Annotated in this window: 14 protein-coding genes; 7 read left to right on the top strand and 7 right to left on the bottom strand. The window is 61.1% G+C overall.

Annotation, left to right across the window (positions count from 1 at the left end; all coding sequences use genetic code 11):
- Positions 1 to 173 precede the first annotated feature (173 nt).
- Genes B9Z48_RS13650 through B9Z48_RS13640 form a run of 3 tightly spaced genes read left to right on the top strand, consistent with a single transcriptional unit; the run spans position 174 to position 2,841 of the window.
- Complete coding sequence (locus B9Z48_RS13650) at positions 174 to 962, top strand: class II aldolase/adducin family protein (RefSeq protein WP_108379078.1); 789 nt, start codon at positions 174 to 176, stop codon at positions 960 to 962.
- Positions 959 to 1,936 (top strand): 2-dehydropantoate 2-reductase, encoded by a 978-nt coding sequence (locus B9Z48_RS13645; protein ID WP_108379076.1) that lies wholly within the window; start codon positions 959 to 961, stop codon positions 1,934 to 1,936. Before B9Z48_RS13650 ends, B9Z48_RS13645 begins: the two co-directional genes overlap by 4 nt.
- Before the next feature lie 5 nt (positions 1,937 to 1,941).
- Positions 1,942 to 2,841 (top strand): DMT family transporter, encoded by a 900-nt coding sequence (locus tag B9Z48_RS13640; protein WP_108379075.1) that lies wholly within the window; start codon positions 1,942 to 1,944, stop codon positions 2,839 to 2,841.
- Positions 2,842 to 2,871: 30 nt separating this feature from the next.
- On the opposite strand, the gene B9Z48_RS13635 is transcribed toward B9Z48_RS13640, so the two are convergent.
- Entirely contained in the window at positions 2,872 to 4,155 is a 1,284-nt protein-coding gene (locus tag B9Z48_RS13635) for an MFS transporter (protein ID WP_108379073.1), read from the bottom strand.
- Positions 4,156 to 4,465: 310 nt separating this feature from the next.
- Positions 4,466 to 5,365 (bottom strand): 16S rRNA (cytidine(1402)-2'-O)-methyltransferase, encoded by a 900-nt coding sequence (gene rsmI, locus B9Z48_RS13630; protein ID WP_089952181.1) that lies wholly within the window; start codon positions 5,363 to 5,365, stop codon positions 4,466 to 4,468.
- Between the two features lie 14 nt (positions 5,366 to 5,379).
- Here rsmI and B9Z48_RS13625 point away from each other — a divergent pair, with 14 nt between their 5' ends.
- The 3 genes from B9Z48_RS13625 (at position 5,380) to B9Z48_RS13615 (ending at position 7,051) form a co-directional block, all read left to right on the top strand.
- Positions 5,380 to 5,769, top strand: a complete 390-nt coding sequence (locus B9Z48_RS13625) for a YraN family protein (RefSeq protein ID WP_108379071.1) — start codon at positions 5,380 to 5,382, stop codon at positions 5,767 to 5,769.
- 76 nt (positions 5,770 to 5,845) lie between these two features.
- Positions 5,846 to 6,430 (top strand): SIS domain-containing protein, encoded by a 585-nt coding sequence (locus B9Z48_RS13620; RefSeq protein WP_089952589.1) that lies wholly within the window; start codon positions 5,846 to 5,848, stop codon positions 6,428 to 6,430.
- On the top strand, positions 6,431 to 7,051 hold the full coding sequence (locus B9Z48_RS13615) for a BON domain-containing protein (protein WP_089952176.1): 621 nt from the start codon (positions 6,431 to 6,433) through the stop codon (positions 7,049 to 7,051).
- Positions 7,052 to 7,132: 81 nt separating this feature from the next.
- Here B9Z48_RS13615 and B9Z48_RS13610 read toward each other — a convergent pair whose 3' ends face one another.
- A complete protein-coding gene (locus B9Z48_RS13610; protein ID WP_108379069.1) occupies positions 7,133 to 8,038 on the bottom strand; it encodes an NAD(P)-dependent oxidoreductase in 906 nt (301 codons plus the stop codon).
- Positions 8,039 to 8,182: 144 nt separating this feature from the next.
- Between B9Z48_RS13610 and B9Z48_RS13605 the strand changes: the two genes are divergently transcribed.
- A complete protein-coding gene (locus tag B9Z48_RS13605) occupies positions 8,183 to 8,866 on the top strand; it encodes a YggS family pyridoxal phosphate-dependent enzyme (RefSeq protein ID WP_108379110.1) in 684 nt (227 codons plus the stop codon).
- A 158-nt stretch (positions 8,867 to 9,024) separates the two neighbouring features.
- Here the strand turns inward: B9Z48_RS13605 and B9Z48_RS13600 are convergent, their stop codons facing one another.
- The 4 genes from B9Z48_RS13600 to B9Z48_RS13585 form a co-directional block, all read right to left on the bottom strand.
- Positions 9,025 to 10,035 (bottom strand): asparaginase, encoded by a 1,011-nt coding sequence (locus B9Z48_RS13600; protein WP_089952172.1) that lies wholly within the window; start codon positions 10,033 to 10,035, stop codon positions 9,025 to 9,027.
- Between the two features lie 126 nt (positions 10,036 to 10,161).
- Positions 10,162 to 11,358 (bottom strand): amidohydrolase family protein, encoded by a 1,197-nt coding sequence (locus tag B9Z48_RS13595; RefSeq protein WP_089952170.1) that lies wholly within the window; start codon positions 11,356 to 11,358, stop codon positions 10,162 to 10,164.
- An 11-nt stretch (positions 11,359 to 11,369) separates the two neighbouring features.
- Entirely contained in the window at positions 11,370 to 12,071 is a 702-nt protein-coding gene (locus tag B9Z48_RS13590) for a TetR family transcriptional regulator (protein ID WP_089952168.1), read from the bottom strand.
- A 6-nt stretch (positions 12,072 to 12,077) separates the two neighbouring features.
- Positions 12,078 to 12,851: a ferredoxin--NADP reductase gene (locus tag B9Z48_RS13585; protein ID WP_089952166.1), complete on the bottom strand. Its 774-nt coding sequence runs from the start codon at positions 12,849 to 12,851 to the stop codon at positions 12,078 to 12,080.
- Between the last annotated feature and the right edge of the window lie 73 nt (positions 12,852 to 12,924).

The following is a 12,924-nucleotide window of genomic DNA, read 5'->3' as shown; positions in this document are numbered from 1 at the left end:
GCTGGCTTACTACTGAAGCGGGTTGCTGTCTTTGAACAACTTCAGCTTAGCGTCAGGCAGTACAGCCAGTCCACCTGTTTTCTTTACGTAGCGCTTAAGGTAGTGCCATGGGGATCTGACCCCAATTCATTGACCGCCAGTGACCCGCTGCCCAACACACCAGGAAACCCACCATGTTCCCCACCCCCCAACCCTTGGTGCCCTCGCTGCAAGCGCGTGTGCACCCCGATGAATGGCAAGCGCGTTTGCAGCTGGCCGCGTGCTACCGGGTGTTCGCACTGCTCGGCTGGACCGAGATGATCTACAACCACATCACGCTGCGCCTGCCGGACAGCGTCACGGGGGGTGAGAAACATTTTTTGATCAACCCCTTCGGGCTGCACTACAGCGAAGTCACCGCCAGCAACCTGGTCAAGATCGACGTGCAAGGACGCAAACTCGATGGCTCTCCCTACCCCGTCAACCCGGCGGGTTTCACGGTGCATGCGGCGGTGCACGAAGGCCTGGCCGGGGCGCACTGCGTGATGCACACCCACACCACCGCAGGGGTGGGTGTGGCCTGTTTGCAAGGCGGCTTGCAGCAGACGAATTTTTACAGCGCTCAGTTGCACAACATGGTGGCCTACCATGACTTCGAAGGCATCACCATCCACGCCGAAGAAGCACCGCGCCTGCTGCGCAGCATCGGCAACAAGCAAGCCGTCATTTTGCGCAACCACGGCCTGCTGGCCTGGGGCCACACCTTGGCACAGACCTTTGCGGTGCTGTGGACTTTGCAGCGCGCCTGTGAAATCCAGCTGGCCACGCTGAGCATGGGCGAGCCCATTGTGGTGCCCGAAGCGGTTGCGGACCAATGCACCCGTGACGCGCTGCAGTTCAACCCGAACCACGGCGCGGGTGAAGACGTTTTCCAAGCACTGGTTCGCCAGATTGACCGACAAGACACAGGGTGGCGCGCATGAAAGTTTGTATCTACGGCGCAGGTGCCATTGGCGGCTGGATCGGGGCGCACCTGGCGCAGCAAGGCTGCAGCCTGAGCGCGGTGGCGCGAGGCGCCACACTCGAAGCCTTGCAACAAAACGGCCTGGTGCTGCTGCAAGGCGGCCAAGAGATGCGCACCTCATTGGTCGCCCGCGAGAACCCGGCCGATCTGGGCGTGCAAGACCTGGTGATCGTGGCCGTGAAAGCCCCCGCCATGGCCGACGTGGCCCGGCGCATCGGACCACTCATCGGCCCAGACACGGTGGTGCTCACGGCCATGAACGGCGTGCCGTGGTGGTTTTTGCAGGGCTTTGGTGGTGCGCTGTCGGGCACCCATCTGGACTCGGTGGACCCGGGCGGCGTGATCGCGCAGCACATCCCGGCGGCGCACATTGTGGGTGGCGTGGTGCACGCCAGCTGCTCGGTCGATGTGCCGGGCGTGATCCGGCACCACTTTGGCAATGGCCTGATTGTGGGTGAGCCCAGCGGGGTGGATTCGCCCCGCGTGCAGGCGCTGGCCGCCTTGTTGGTGCAAGCGGGCTTCAACGCCACGGTCTCGCCCCAAATCCAGAAAGACGTCTGGTACAAGCTCTGGGGCAACATGACCATCAACCCCATCAGCGCCTTCACCGGGGCCACCACCGACGTGATTTTGGACGACCCGCTGGTGCGCGATTTTGTCTCGCGCATCATGCTCGAAGCCAAGGCCATTGGTGAGCACATCGGCATCCCGATCGCGCAAACCCCCGAAGACCGCCACGCCGTCACACGCAAGCTGGGGGCGTTTCGCACCTCGATGCTGCAAGACGTGGACGCGGGCAAACCGGTCGAGCTCGACGCCCTGGTGGCCGCCGTGCGCGAGCTGGGCCAGCTGAGCCATGTGGCCACCCCCTTCACCGATGCCTTGCTGGGCCTGTCTCGCCTGCATGCCCGGGGCCTGGGTCTCTACCCGTGAGCACAATGGCCAAACCGGGCTTGAGCGGCGCGGCCTTTGGCACCTTGCTGCTGGTCGCCTTCATGATGGGGGCCAACCATGTGGCCGCCCGCACCGCTTTCAACCACGGGCTGGATGTGGTGACGGCGGTGACGGTGCGCAGCGTCATCACGGCCACCGTGGTGGCGCTGATCTTGTGGCAGCAAAAGGTGGCCTGGCGTGTTTTGCCCGGGCAGCGCAAATACCTGGGCGCGGTGGGCCTGCTGATCGCGGTGCAAAGCGTGTGCCTGTACTCGGCGGTGGAGCGTTTGCCCGTGGCGCTGGCCTTGTTGGCCTTCAACACGTACCCGCTGACCACGGCCCTGTGGGCCAGGATTTTGTACGGTCACCAACCGGAACGCGCCGTGCTGTGGGCCATGCCGGTCATGATGGCCGGGCTGGCCCTGGCACTGGACGTGCTGGGCGCGGCCTCGGGCCTGGGCGCGGAGCGTCATTGGGCAGAAATCGGGGCGGGTGTGGGTTTTGCATTGGCTGCTTCGGCCACTTTTGGCCTGGCCTTGGTGCTCACCCAGCACGAGACGGTGGGGGTGGACGGGCGTCTGCGCACCTTCACCACCATGGCCACCGTGGGTGTGCTGGCCGCCAGCGTGGCGCTCACACAAGGCGGGTTTCAGTGGCCGCAGGCTGTGCCCGGATGGTGGGGGCTGGGGCTACTCACCTTTTTGTACGGCACGGCCTTCACCATCATGTTCACCGTGCTGCCCAAGCTGGGCGTGGTGGGCAACTCGGCCATCATGAATGTGGAGCCCATCTTTGCACTGGTGCTGGCTTGGGCGCTGCTGGGTCAGGCCATCGCCCCCATGCAATTGCTGGGGGCGGCGGTGGTGGTGGCCACAGTCATGTGGCTGGGTTTGCGAAAACGCTGAAAGGGCCTTTTCTGCCGCTGGACCCGGGTTTCAAGGACCAGGGTTCAGTGGTTTGGGGGCGCTGCCTGGCCGCATGCGCTTGAGTATGAAGTACAGCCAGGACAGCACGGAACAAGCCGCAAAAGTCATCAGGGCCACCCGATAGGCCATGACAGGGTACAAGTCCATGGCCAGCCCCAAGTCAATGACCAGGCCAATGCCCCATTGCACGCAGAAAATGCCGGACAACACCACCAAGTTGTAGGCCGACAAAGCCCGGCCAGCCAAATGGACGGGAAATTTCAAGCCGACGGCAGGCTGAATCAAGGAGACGACCGAACTGCCCACACAAAACACGGTCAATACGGCAGCGGCCCCTGATCCCACCGCTGGACCTGCCGTCACCAAGACCAACAAGGCGGCAAAGGTCATGGGCAAACACCAGGTGATCAGGGTCTCCATGCGGACACCGGCCTTGGCCAGCCGTGGCGTGATCAGGCCCCACAGCCAAAAACTGATGAGCATGCCCAGATTGATCACAAACAAGCCGCCCGCCGCGTCTGTGGCGTTCCAACCAGCCACTTGGGTCATCCATTGGCCTGCCCACAAAGTCTGAATGGCGACCATGCCCCCATGACAAAAAAAGCCGATCGGCACCATTCGCCAAAAATAAGGGCTTTGCCAAATCAAGCGGTAACCGTCGGATGTTGTGGTGTTCAGCGCGACCGGGTCGGCGCGTTGGGAAGGAGGCGACCAGTGGGGTACCAGCAACAAGACCAGCGCCATGGTGACGACCACCATGGCGGCCAACACGATGAACAAGGGCCGCCAGCCCCAAAGCGGCATGAGCCATTGCACAGGCAAAGTGGCCGCCAGCATGCCCGTAGAGCCGGTCATGAGCATCCATGAATTGGCCCTGAGCTGGGTGTTGCGATCAAACCAGCGCCGGTAGGCTGTCAAGGGTGCCATCAAGCAGGCGCTCACACCCATGCCGCACAACACCCTGGCCGCCAGCAAGCTGTGAAATTGCTCTGCCCACGCAAAGGCCAGGCAGCCCATCACTGCAACGCTCAAGAAGGCCAAAATCACCTTTTTGGGGCCGTGCAGGTCCAGCCATCGACCCAGAGGCAGTTGGGTCAGTGAAAACCCCAAAAAATAGCCACCCGCCAACAAACCCAAGTCTTGTGCACTCAGGGCAAATTCAGCCGTCAGGCTGGGCGACAAGGTCGCTGTGATGGCCCGGATCAAGGATGACAGAAAGTAGGCCAGTGCAAACGCCAGAAAAACGAGGATCACCCTGCGCCTTGGCAGGTATGGTGATGCTTGGATCGTCATGCCTGCGTGCCGCAGGCCAGAGCCAGAATGGGTGGGACAGGGGCCTGCGGCCAGACAACAGTGTCAGCCCAACGGGGGAGACAAGAACCTCGGGCGGTGTGCTGCGAAGGTGGCGTGGGGCTTGGTGAAAAATCAAACCGTGAACAGCGAAAGTTGGGCAAGGCCATGTCAGCAAGGGTCATCCCCCGATTATCCAAGCTTGCGATTCAAATATGACAATAAAAAACTATTTCACTTTTAATAAATATACAAAGGTATTCATAAATTTCAGAGATAAAAAAGAAAAAACCGAAGTGCAATCCCCTGAAAATCAACGGTTTTTGAGCGCCAAGGCTTGTTCGTAAAGCCCGTTTTTGGATTCGCCGGTGATGTCTGCGGCCAGCTTGACAGCGGTCTTCAACGGCAATTCGGCCAGCAGCAACTGCAACACCTTCAGGCCTTGGCCGGTGGACTCGCTGACCGGGGTGTTGTGCAGCACCAGCACAAATTCCCCGCGCTGGCGTTCGGGCTTTTCGGCCAGCCAAGCGGGCAAATCGGCGGCCGCCAGCGTGTGCAATTGTTCAAACTGCTTGGTCAACTCGCGCCCCACCGTGACCGGGCGCGAACCCAAAGCGCTCAGCGCCAGGGCCAGGGCTTCAATGCGATGAGGGGCCTCCAACAAGACCACTGCGCGTGCTTCTTGTGCCAGGGCTTGGACGGCTTGCATGCGCTCGCCTGATTTGCTGGACAAAAAACCCGCAAAAACAAAGCCTGTCTCGCCCGTCATGCCCGAAGCGCTGAGGGCGGTGGTCACACTGCTGGGCCCAGGCAAAGGCAACACCCGAAAACCTGCTTGCCTGACGGCCGCCACCAAGCGTGCGCCGGGGTCACTGACCGCTGGCGTGCCCGCATCGCTGACATAGGCGACCCGTTCTCCCTGGGCCAAGCGGTCAATCACGCTTTGAGCCGATTGCGCCTCGTTGTGTTGGTGAACCGCCAAAAGTTGAGCAGAGGGCCGTTCCAGGCCATAAGCGCGCAGCAACTGTTGGGTGTGCCGGGTGTCTTCGCAAGCCACGGCATCGACGCGCGACAGGACGTGCAAAGCGCGAAGGCTGATGTCGGCGAGGTTGCCAATCGGGGTGGCCACGACATACAGTGTGCTGGCCGGGTGGTTTTGTGACCCGGCAGCGTCGTGCGCCGCCTCCAGGGCTTTGGCAAACGAGGCAGACAAGGGAGACGGAGTCAATGCAATTCCTCAAAAAAAACACAGGCAGAGCCACCTCGACCAAGGCCCAAGGCGATGCGGGCGAAGACGAGGCGCTGGCTTATTTGCAAGCACAGGGATTGCGCTTGCTGCAGCGCAATTATCGGACGCCCGGGCGGGGTGGGGGAGAAATCGACCTGATCATGCAAACGGCCGACGGGACGGTGGTGTTCGTTGAGGTGCGCAAGCGCAGCCGCAGCGACTTTGGAGGGGCGGCAGCGACCATTGGTGCGACCAAGCGGCGGCGCATTGTTTTTGCGGCCCAGCATTACTTTTTGAGTTGGTCTCGCTTGCCCCCGGCCCGCTTCGATGTGGTGACCTTGGACGGGGCGGGCCCCCAGTGGTTACAAGCGGCCTTTGATGCCGGTTGAGGCCATCCGGTGATTGGACACACACCGGGCGGGGCAAAGTGAAAGTTTGCCTGCGCTGGCGGTTATCATCGCGGCCATGTTAGACCTGCGCATTCAACAGCATTTCATCGACAGTGCCGACCTGCATTACCAGGTGGCACAGGGCTTGGCCAAACCGGTGGAAGCCGCCGTTCAAGCAGTCCTCGCTTGTGTGACGGGCGGGGGCAAAGTGCTCACCGCCGGCATGGGGCCTTCGACAGGCTTGGCGCAGTACCTGGCCAGCTTGCTCGTGGGGGGCTTTGAGCGTGAGCGGCCGGGTTTGTCGGCTCTGGCCTTGTCGGCCGATGCTTTGATGGCCACACTGTGGTCCGATGCACAAGGTTTGGCCAGTCAGGTGCGGGCGCTGGGCCACACCGGCGATGTGCTGTTTTTGATCAGTGCCCTCGGCGACGAGCCCATTTTGGTCCAGGCTGTCCATGCTGCTCACGAGCGGGAAATGAGTGTGGTGGCGTTGACGGGTCACCAAGGTGGCGTGTTGGCGCGTCAACTGCGCGAAACGGATGTGCATGTGTGTGTGCCCCATGACCGTGTGGCACGCATTCGGGAGGTGCAACATTTGGTGCTGCATTGTCTGTGTGATGGAATTGACACCCAGTTGTTGGGTGAACAGGAGCCTCTTTAAATGAAACGCAATCTTCAGTCCTTGGTGCTTTCGGGTGCCGTTTTGACCGCTGTCTTGTCCAGTTTGAGCGCCTGTGCCCCCTTGATTGTGGGGGGGGCGGTCATGACGGGTGTGGTCGCCACAGACCGCCGCACCGCTGGCACACAGGTCGAAGATGAAAGCATCGAAATCAAGGTCGCCAGCGCTGTTCGCCAAGAGCTGGGCGAGCGTGTGAACCTGACGGTGACCAGCTTCAACCGCAAAGTGTTGCTCAGCGGTGAGGCGCGTTCGGCGGCAGACAAAGACAGAGCTGAGAAGTTGGCGCAAAGCCAGGAAAACGTTCAGTCGGTGGTCAACGACTTGGCCGTGATGCCCACCTCATCCCTGACGCAATTGTCCAAAGACACGGTCACCACGGGCCAAGTCAAAGCGGCGTTTGTGGATGCCAAAGATTTGCAGGTCAACGCCTTCAAGGTGGTCACGCAGCGTGGCGTGGTGTATTTGATGGGGCGGGTCACCACCCGGGAAGCCAAACGGGCCACCGACATCGCCCGCAGCATCGGGGGTGTGACCAAGGTGGTGCGTGTGTTTGAAGAAATTTCTGAGCAAGAGCTGGAACGCCTGAGCCGTCCAACCCGTTAAGCCTGTCACACCGCTTCCCAGGGTGAGTCCGGCTCAACCCCAAATTGGCTGAGCCAAATGGGGTTGAGAAAGCCCTGAAGCTCAGCGCAAACGGCGGATCAGGCTCGAAGTGTCCCAGCGGCCACCGCCCATTTTTTGCACATCGGCGTAGAACTGGTCCACCAGGGCCGTGACGGGCAGGCGGGCGCCGTTGCGCTTGGCTTCGTCCAGCACCAGGCCCAAGTCTTTGCGCATCCAGTCCACCGCAAAGCCAAATTCGAACTTGTCGTCGGCCATGGTCTTGCCCCGGTTGTCCAGTTGCCAGCTTTGCGCAGCACCCTTGCCGATCACATCCAGCACCTGGTGCATGTCTAGCCCGGCTTGTTGGCCGAACGCTATGGCTTCGGACAGGCCTTGCACCAAACCGGCAATGCAAATCTGGTTGACCATCTTGGCCAGCTGACCCGCGCCCGATGCACCCAACAAGGTGAAGGCCCGAGAAAACGCCATGGCAGCGGGCTTCACATCGTCAAACGCCGCGGTGTCGCCACCACACATCACCGTCAGCATGCCGTTTTGTGCACCGGCTTGGCCACCAGAGACGGGCGCGTCCACAAAGTGCAGGCCCAGCTGTTGGGCTTGGGCATACAACTCGCGGGCCACTTTGGCGGACGCCGTGGTGTGGTCCACAAAAATCGCGCCGGGTTTCATGCCGGCAAAAGCGCCATCGGCACCGAGCACCACGCTGCGCAAATCGGCGTCATTGCCCACGCAGGCAAACACGATGTCGGCACCGCCAACTGCTTCGCGCGGGGTGGGTGCGCTGGCGTTGCCGGGGCACTCGGCGGTCCAAGCGGCGGCTTTGGCGGCGCTGCGGTTGTACACGGTGACGTGGTGACCGGCGCGGGCCAAGTGGCCCGCCATGGGGTAGCCCATGACGCCCAGGCCCAAAAAGGCCACTTTCCGGGCGGGGGTGGGTTCGTAGGTTTTGGCTGCAATCTGGCTCATGGTTGTCTCGCTGGAGGTCGTTGAAAGGGGCTAATTTAGCAGTCTGGCAGTGCACAGGTTCGTGCCGGGTGCTTTTGTCTGCCGGGTTGGCGACAGTTGGACGCGCGTCAAGAAGGCTTGTTCGAGGTTTGGTACGCTCAGGCCATGAACAACTTCATTGCCGAAAACCTGTCGCGTGTCCGGACGCAAATGGAAGCCGCTTGCCAGGCTGCTGGCCGCCTGCCTCACAGCGTGTCTTTGTTGGCGGTGTCCAAAACCTGGGGGGCAGAGGCCGTGCGGGCCGCCCATGCCGCAGGACAGACCGCTTTTGGCGAAAACTACATCCAAGAGGCGGTGGGCAAGATCGGGGCCTTGCGCGACTTGCCCCTGCAATGGCACTGCATCGGCCCCATCCAGAGCAACAAAACACGCTTGGTGGCTGAGCACTTTGACTGGGTGCACAGCGTGGACCGCCTCAAAATTGCCCAGCGCCTGAGTGAGCAGCGCCCGCCCCACTTGCCGCCCTTGCAGGTGTGCATTCAGGTGAATGTGGACGGCGGCGAGACCAAATCGGGCATCAGCCCGCAGGAACTTCCCGCGCTGGCGCAGGCCGTGGCCGCTTTGCCGCGCTTGCAGTTGCGAGGCCTGATGACCATTCCCGAGTCGGCCGAGACCGACGCCCAAATGCGGGCGGTGCACGCCCAAGCCAAAGCCTTGTTCGAGTCATTGCGCCAGCAAGGCTTGCCGCTGGACACCTTGTCCATGGGCATGAGCGCCGACATGGCGGCCGCCATTGCCGAAGGCAGCACGATGGTGCGGGTGGGTACGGCGATTTTTGGCCGCCGCTGAAGATGCCATCCCTCTCAGACCACCACCCATCGCCCCGGGGGCGGGGCTCCCACAAAGAAGTGATGCCTGACCTTTTGGGCGATGCCTGATCTTGTAGGAGCGACGCACTCGTCGCGAAAAACCGCTCGCAGACCACCACCCACCGCCCAGGGACTGGATCAATCAAAAGTCTGTAGCTGAAACACACTGCGCCGTTCACCCACCGGCACCCCCGCCACGTTCAGCAGCACCTGCGCACGCCAGGGTTCCAGTTCCTGGCGCTGCGCATCGTCCAGCCAACCCAGTTGGTCCAAGGCCTCCACGGTCGCGGCAAACAGCGCCGCTTTGTTGCCATCCATGATCTTGATGGCCAGGGCCTGGCCCCTTGAGCGGCTGCCCACCACCTGCACGCCGTCCGCGCCCACCTTGGTGACCCAGTCGCCCCGACCGGCGCGCATGAAATCGGCATCGTTGCGGCCGGTGCCCGAGACCAGCTCGGGGTGGGCGCTCATGGCCTGGCCAAGCTGCTGCAGGCTCTCGCCGTAAAGGCCGTCCGATTCGGGTTGCGCCAGTCGGGCATAGCTGCGCGCCAACCGTGACAAAGGCATGGCGTAGTTGGGTGCGGAACAACCGTCGATGCCCAGCGCCAGCTCTTGCTCATCTAACCCGGCCAAGTGCGCCACGGCCTGGCGAATTTTTTGTTGCAGCGGATGGTCCACCTCGGTGTAGCTGTCGGTGGGCAAGCCGTGCTGCACGCAATACGCCAAAAAGCCGCTGTGCTTGCCGCTGCAGTTGTGGTGCCGCTCGTCGTAGGCAAAGCCCTCAGGCATGGGGTGGTCGAAAAACGTGAAGCGGTAAGGCACATGGCAGCCGCAGCGCATCTGGCGCGTGCTGCAGCCGCTTTTGCGCAGGATGGACGACACCTGTTCAACGTGCATTTCTTCACCGTTGTGGCTGGCGCACATCATGGCAAGTTCTGAAGGCGTGAGGCCAAAATGCGCCACACCGCCCGATTGAATCAGCGGCAAGGCCTGCATGGCCTTGAGGGTGGAGCGGGTGAAGCACAGCCAGTGCGGATTGCCCACCTGAGCCAGCACGCGACCCTCGGTGTCGGTCACGGCCAGGGCACCCATGTGCACGCATTCCTGGATGCCATTGCGGGTCAGCTCAATGAGGGGGTGAAAGTTCATGGGGCCGGAGGTCCTTGTTGAAAGCCAGTGGAAAATGCCCATCCCTTGCACCGCTGTCACCGCGAAAGCGCTGGGGCAGGGTGATCAGCGGGATGAAAAAAGGCTGCCAGCGTTGCAGCCGGAGTGTCAATGGCTGCCCAGCACCACCGGAATTTCGGTGGCGGGGGGTGTGTTGCGGCTGCGGCCGCAACGCACCAGGCCGTCGATCATGACCATGCCAATGCCGGGAATGTCGCCCAGCTGAACGCTCTCCAGCAGGGTTTTGCCTGCGGTGTGCTGTGCGCGGTCCATGAATACAAAATCGGCTGCCCGACCGACTTCGATCAAGCCACAGTTCAAGTTGCGGATGCGTGCCGTGTTGCCTGTCGCAAAGCAAAACACCAACTCGGCCGGGATGTTGGCCAGACTCGACAGCAAGGCCACCATGCGCAACATGCCCAAGGGTTGCACGCCAGAGCCTGCCGGGCCATCGGTGCCCAAAATGATGCGGTGCGGGCACTTGAGTTCGAGCGCCGCACGCGCCGCTGCAATGGCCACCCGTTCGTTGCCGTTGTGCACGATCTCGATGGCGCGTGAGGATTTTTCACACAACTCGCAGACATGGGCCTCAGGCAGCGAGGTGTGCCCGCCGTTGATGTGACCAATGACGTCGGCATCGGCTTCGAGCACCACATCCTTGTCTATCATGCCCGAGCCCGGAATCGAGGGACCGCCGGTGTGGATCGTGCTTTGGATGCCGTGCTTGCGAGCCCAGGCCACCATTTGCTGGGCCTCGTACCCTGCCTTGACCGAGCCCAAGCCGACTTCGCCCAGCAGCGTGACGCCCGCGTCGGCCAGGTCCTTGAAGTCTTGCTCGGTCATGCCTTTTTCAATGATGGGCGCGCCCGCGATCACTTTCACGCCTCCGGGGCGAAAGTTGTCAAAAGCGCGTTGTGCCGTGATGGCCAGGGCCTTGAGGCCCACGATGTCTTTGGGGCGGCCAGGCAAATGCACTTCACCGGCCGAGACCATGGTCGTCACGCCGCCGTTCATGGTGGAGTCGATCCAGCCGATCTGGTTTTGGCGCGGTGTCCAGTCGCCAAACACCGGATGTACATGGCTGTCGATCAAGCCCGGGCAGACACAGGTTTGCCTGGCGTCGATCACGGTTTGGGCACCTTCCAGATCGCAATCTTTCTCGCGGCCTACGGCAGTGATGAGGCCGTCCTGCACGACGATGGTGTCAGCCTGCAAGATGGGCTGATCCAAGTCGCCCGAGAGCAACAAGCCAATGTTTTTGATGACGACTTTGCCGGATGCGCCGGTGGTGCTGATGTCTGCCATGAGGGGGCTCCTTAGGGATTGGATGGATGGGGGACATTGACCACGCGGAACACGGTGTCAATGACGAAAGATTTCCACTGCGCGACAGCCTGTGGCGCGTCGATGTTTTCGCCCAAAAATGCCGATAAGGTGTACCGGTTGGACATGTAGAAATAACCGGTGGCCGCAATCAACAGGTAAACGTCGCGTGCCGATATGTCGGCACGAAACAGACCCTGCGATACACCGGCGCGCAAGATGTCATGGATCACGGCGATCGCCGGTGAAGAGAACTCGCGCGCCCGAAGCGACTTCACGATGTGCTTGCCTTTGTGCAGGTTTTCCGTGTTGAGCAGGGTGACGAACTCCGGATGATTGCGGTAGTAGTCGAGGACAAAATGAATCACTTTCTCCAAGGCAAGCAGGGGTGTGCTCACATCGATGGCCAATTGCGCTTCAGCATCGTTCATGCGGCGGTAAATCGTTTCCAGCACTTCGATGAACAAGCCTTCCTTGCTGCCGAAGTAGTAATAGATCATGCGGTCATAGGACTTGGCCTGCCGCGAAATCTTTTCGACACTGCCGCCTTCGTAACCGTGCTGCGCAAAAACCTTGATGGCGGCGCGCAAAATGCTTTCACGTGTTTGTTGCGCGCTGTGTTCGCGCACCCCTACCACGCGCTTGGCACCAGGCTTGGCCAGGCTGGACTTGGGTTGGCGTGCTGCAGTCACCATGTGTATTTATTTCTCGACAAATGCCCGTTCAATCACAAAGTCACCAGGAATGCTGGTGTTGCCCTCTACAAAGCCCTGAGTCTCCAGCATGTGCTTGAGGTCGTTGAGCATGCCCGGGCTGCCGCACAACATGACCCGGTCCTCGGTCGGGTTTATGGCGGGCAGGGCCAGGTCCGTAAACAGTTTGCCACTTTCAATCAGCGCCGTCACACGGCCCATGTTGCGGTAAGTCTCGCGCGTGACTGTCGGGTAGTAGCGCAGCTGCTGGCCAATCATTTCGCCCAGAAATTCGTGTTGCGGCAAGTGATCGATGATCAGGTCGTGGTAAGCCAACTCATCCACCTGACGCACACCATGGACCACCACCACGCTTTCAAATTTTGCATAGGTCTCGGGGTCTCGGATGATGCTCAGGAAGGGTGCCAAGCCCGTCCCCGTTGACAGCAGGTACAAGCGTTTGGCTGGCGTCAGGTAGTCGATCAGCAAGGTGCCTGTGGGCTTTTTGCCAACGATGATGGTGTCGCCCACCTGGATGTGCTGAAGGTGGGAAGTCAAGGGGCCTTCTTCGACCTTGATGCTCAGAAATTCAAGATGTTCTTCGTAGTTGGGGCTGGCGATGCTGTACGCCCGAAGCAGCGGTTTGCCATTCAAGCGCAGTCCAATCATGGTGAAGTGACCATTTGAAAAACGCAGCGATGGATCGCGTGTGGTGGTAAATGAAAACAGGCGGTCTGTCCAATGGTGCACGCTCAATACGCGTTCTTCAAGAAAGGCGCTCATGGTTTATCAAGGTCAGGTTGAACAAAGCAAAAACCCTTTGCAGGGCTGTGCACGACAGCTTGGGGAAAACACT

Origin of the sequence: Limnohabitans sp. WS1 (assembly GCF_003063265.1) — a bacterium.
GTDB lineage: Bacteria > Pseudomonadota > Gammaproteobacteria > Burkholderiales > Burkholderiaceae_C > Limnohabitans_A.
The sequence above is the reverse complement of the archived record's forward strand: the minus strand, read 5'-3'. Positions and strand labels throughout refer to the sequence as shown.

What these genes read in the sequence shown, in the direction of transcription:
- B9Z48_RS13635 (WP_108379073.1), bottom strand. Translation starts at nt 4,155, where the DNA reads ATGACGATCCAAGCATCACCATACCTGCCAAGGCGCAGGGTGATCCTC.
- B9Z48_RS13645 (WP_108379076.1), top strand. Translation starts at nt 959, where the DNA reads ATGAAAGTTTGTATCTACGGCGCAGGTGCCATTGGCGGCTGGATCGGG.
- B9Z48_RS13590 (WP_089952168.1), bottom strand. Translation starts at nt 12,071, where the DNA reads ATGGTGACTGCAGCACGCCAACCCAAGTCCAGCCTGGCCAAGCCTGGT.
- B9Z48_RS13585 (WP_089952166.1), bottom strand. Translation starts at nt 12,851, where the DNA reads ATGAGCGCCTTTCTTGAAGAACGCGTATTGAGCGTGCACCATTGGACA.
- B9Z48_RS13610 (WP_108379069.1), bottom strand. Translation starts at nt 8,038, where the DNA reads ATGAGCCAGATTGCAGCCAAAACCTACGAACCCACCCCCGCCCGGAAA.
- B9Z48_RS13595 (WP_089952170.1), bottom strand. Translation starts at nt 11,358, where the DNA reads ATGGCAGACATCAGCACCACCGGCGCATCCGGCAAAGTCGTCATCAAA.
- B9Z48_RS13605 (WP_108379110.1), top strand. Translation starts at nt 8,183, where the DNA reads ATGAACAACTTCATTGCCGAAAACCTGTCGCGTGTCCGGACGCAAATG.
- B9Z48_RS13640 (WP_108379075.1), top strand. Translation starts at nt 1,942, where the DNA reads ATGGCCAAACCGGGCTTGAGCGGCGCGGCCTTTGGCACCTTGCTGCTG.
- B9Z48_RS13650 (WP_108379078.1), top strand. Translation starts at nt 174, where the DNA reads ATGTTCCCCACCCCCCAACCCTTGGTGCCCTCGCTGCAAGCGCGTGTG.
- B9Z48_RS13625 (WP_108379071.1), top strand. Translation starts at nt 5,380, where the DNA reads ATGCAATTCCTCAAAAAAAACACAGGCAGAGCCACCTCGACCAAGGCC.
- B9Z48_RS13620 (WP_089952589.1), top strand. Translation starts at nt 5,846, where the DNA reads ATGTTAGACCTGCGCATTCAACAGCATTTCATCGACAGTGCCGACCTG.
- B9Z48_RS13615 (WP_089952176.1), top strand. Translation starts at nt 6,431, where the DNA reads ATGAAACGCAATCTTCAGTCCTTGGTGCTTTCGGGTGCCGTTTTGACC.
- B9Z48_RS13600 (WP_089952172.1), bottom strand. Translation starts at nt 10,035, where the DNA reads ATGAACTTTCACCCCCTCATTGAGCTGACCCGCAATGGCATCCAGGAA.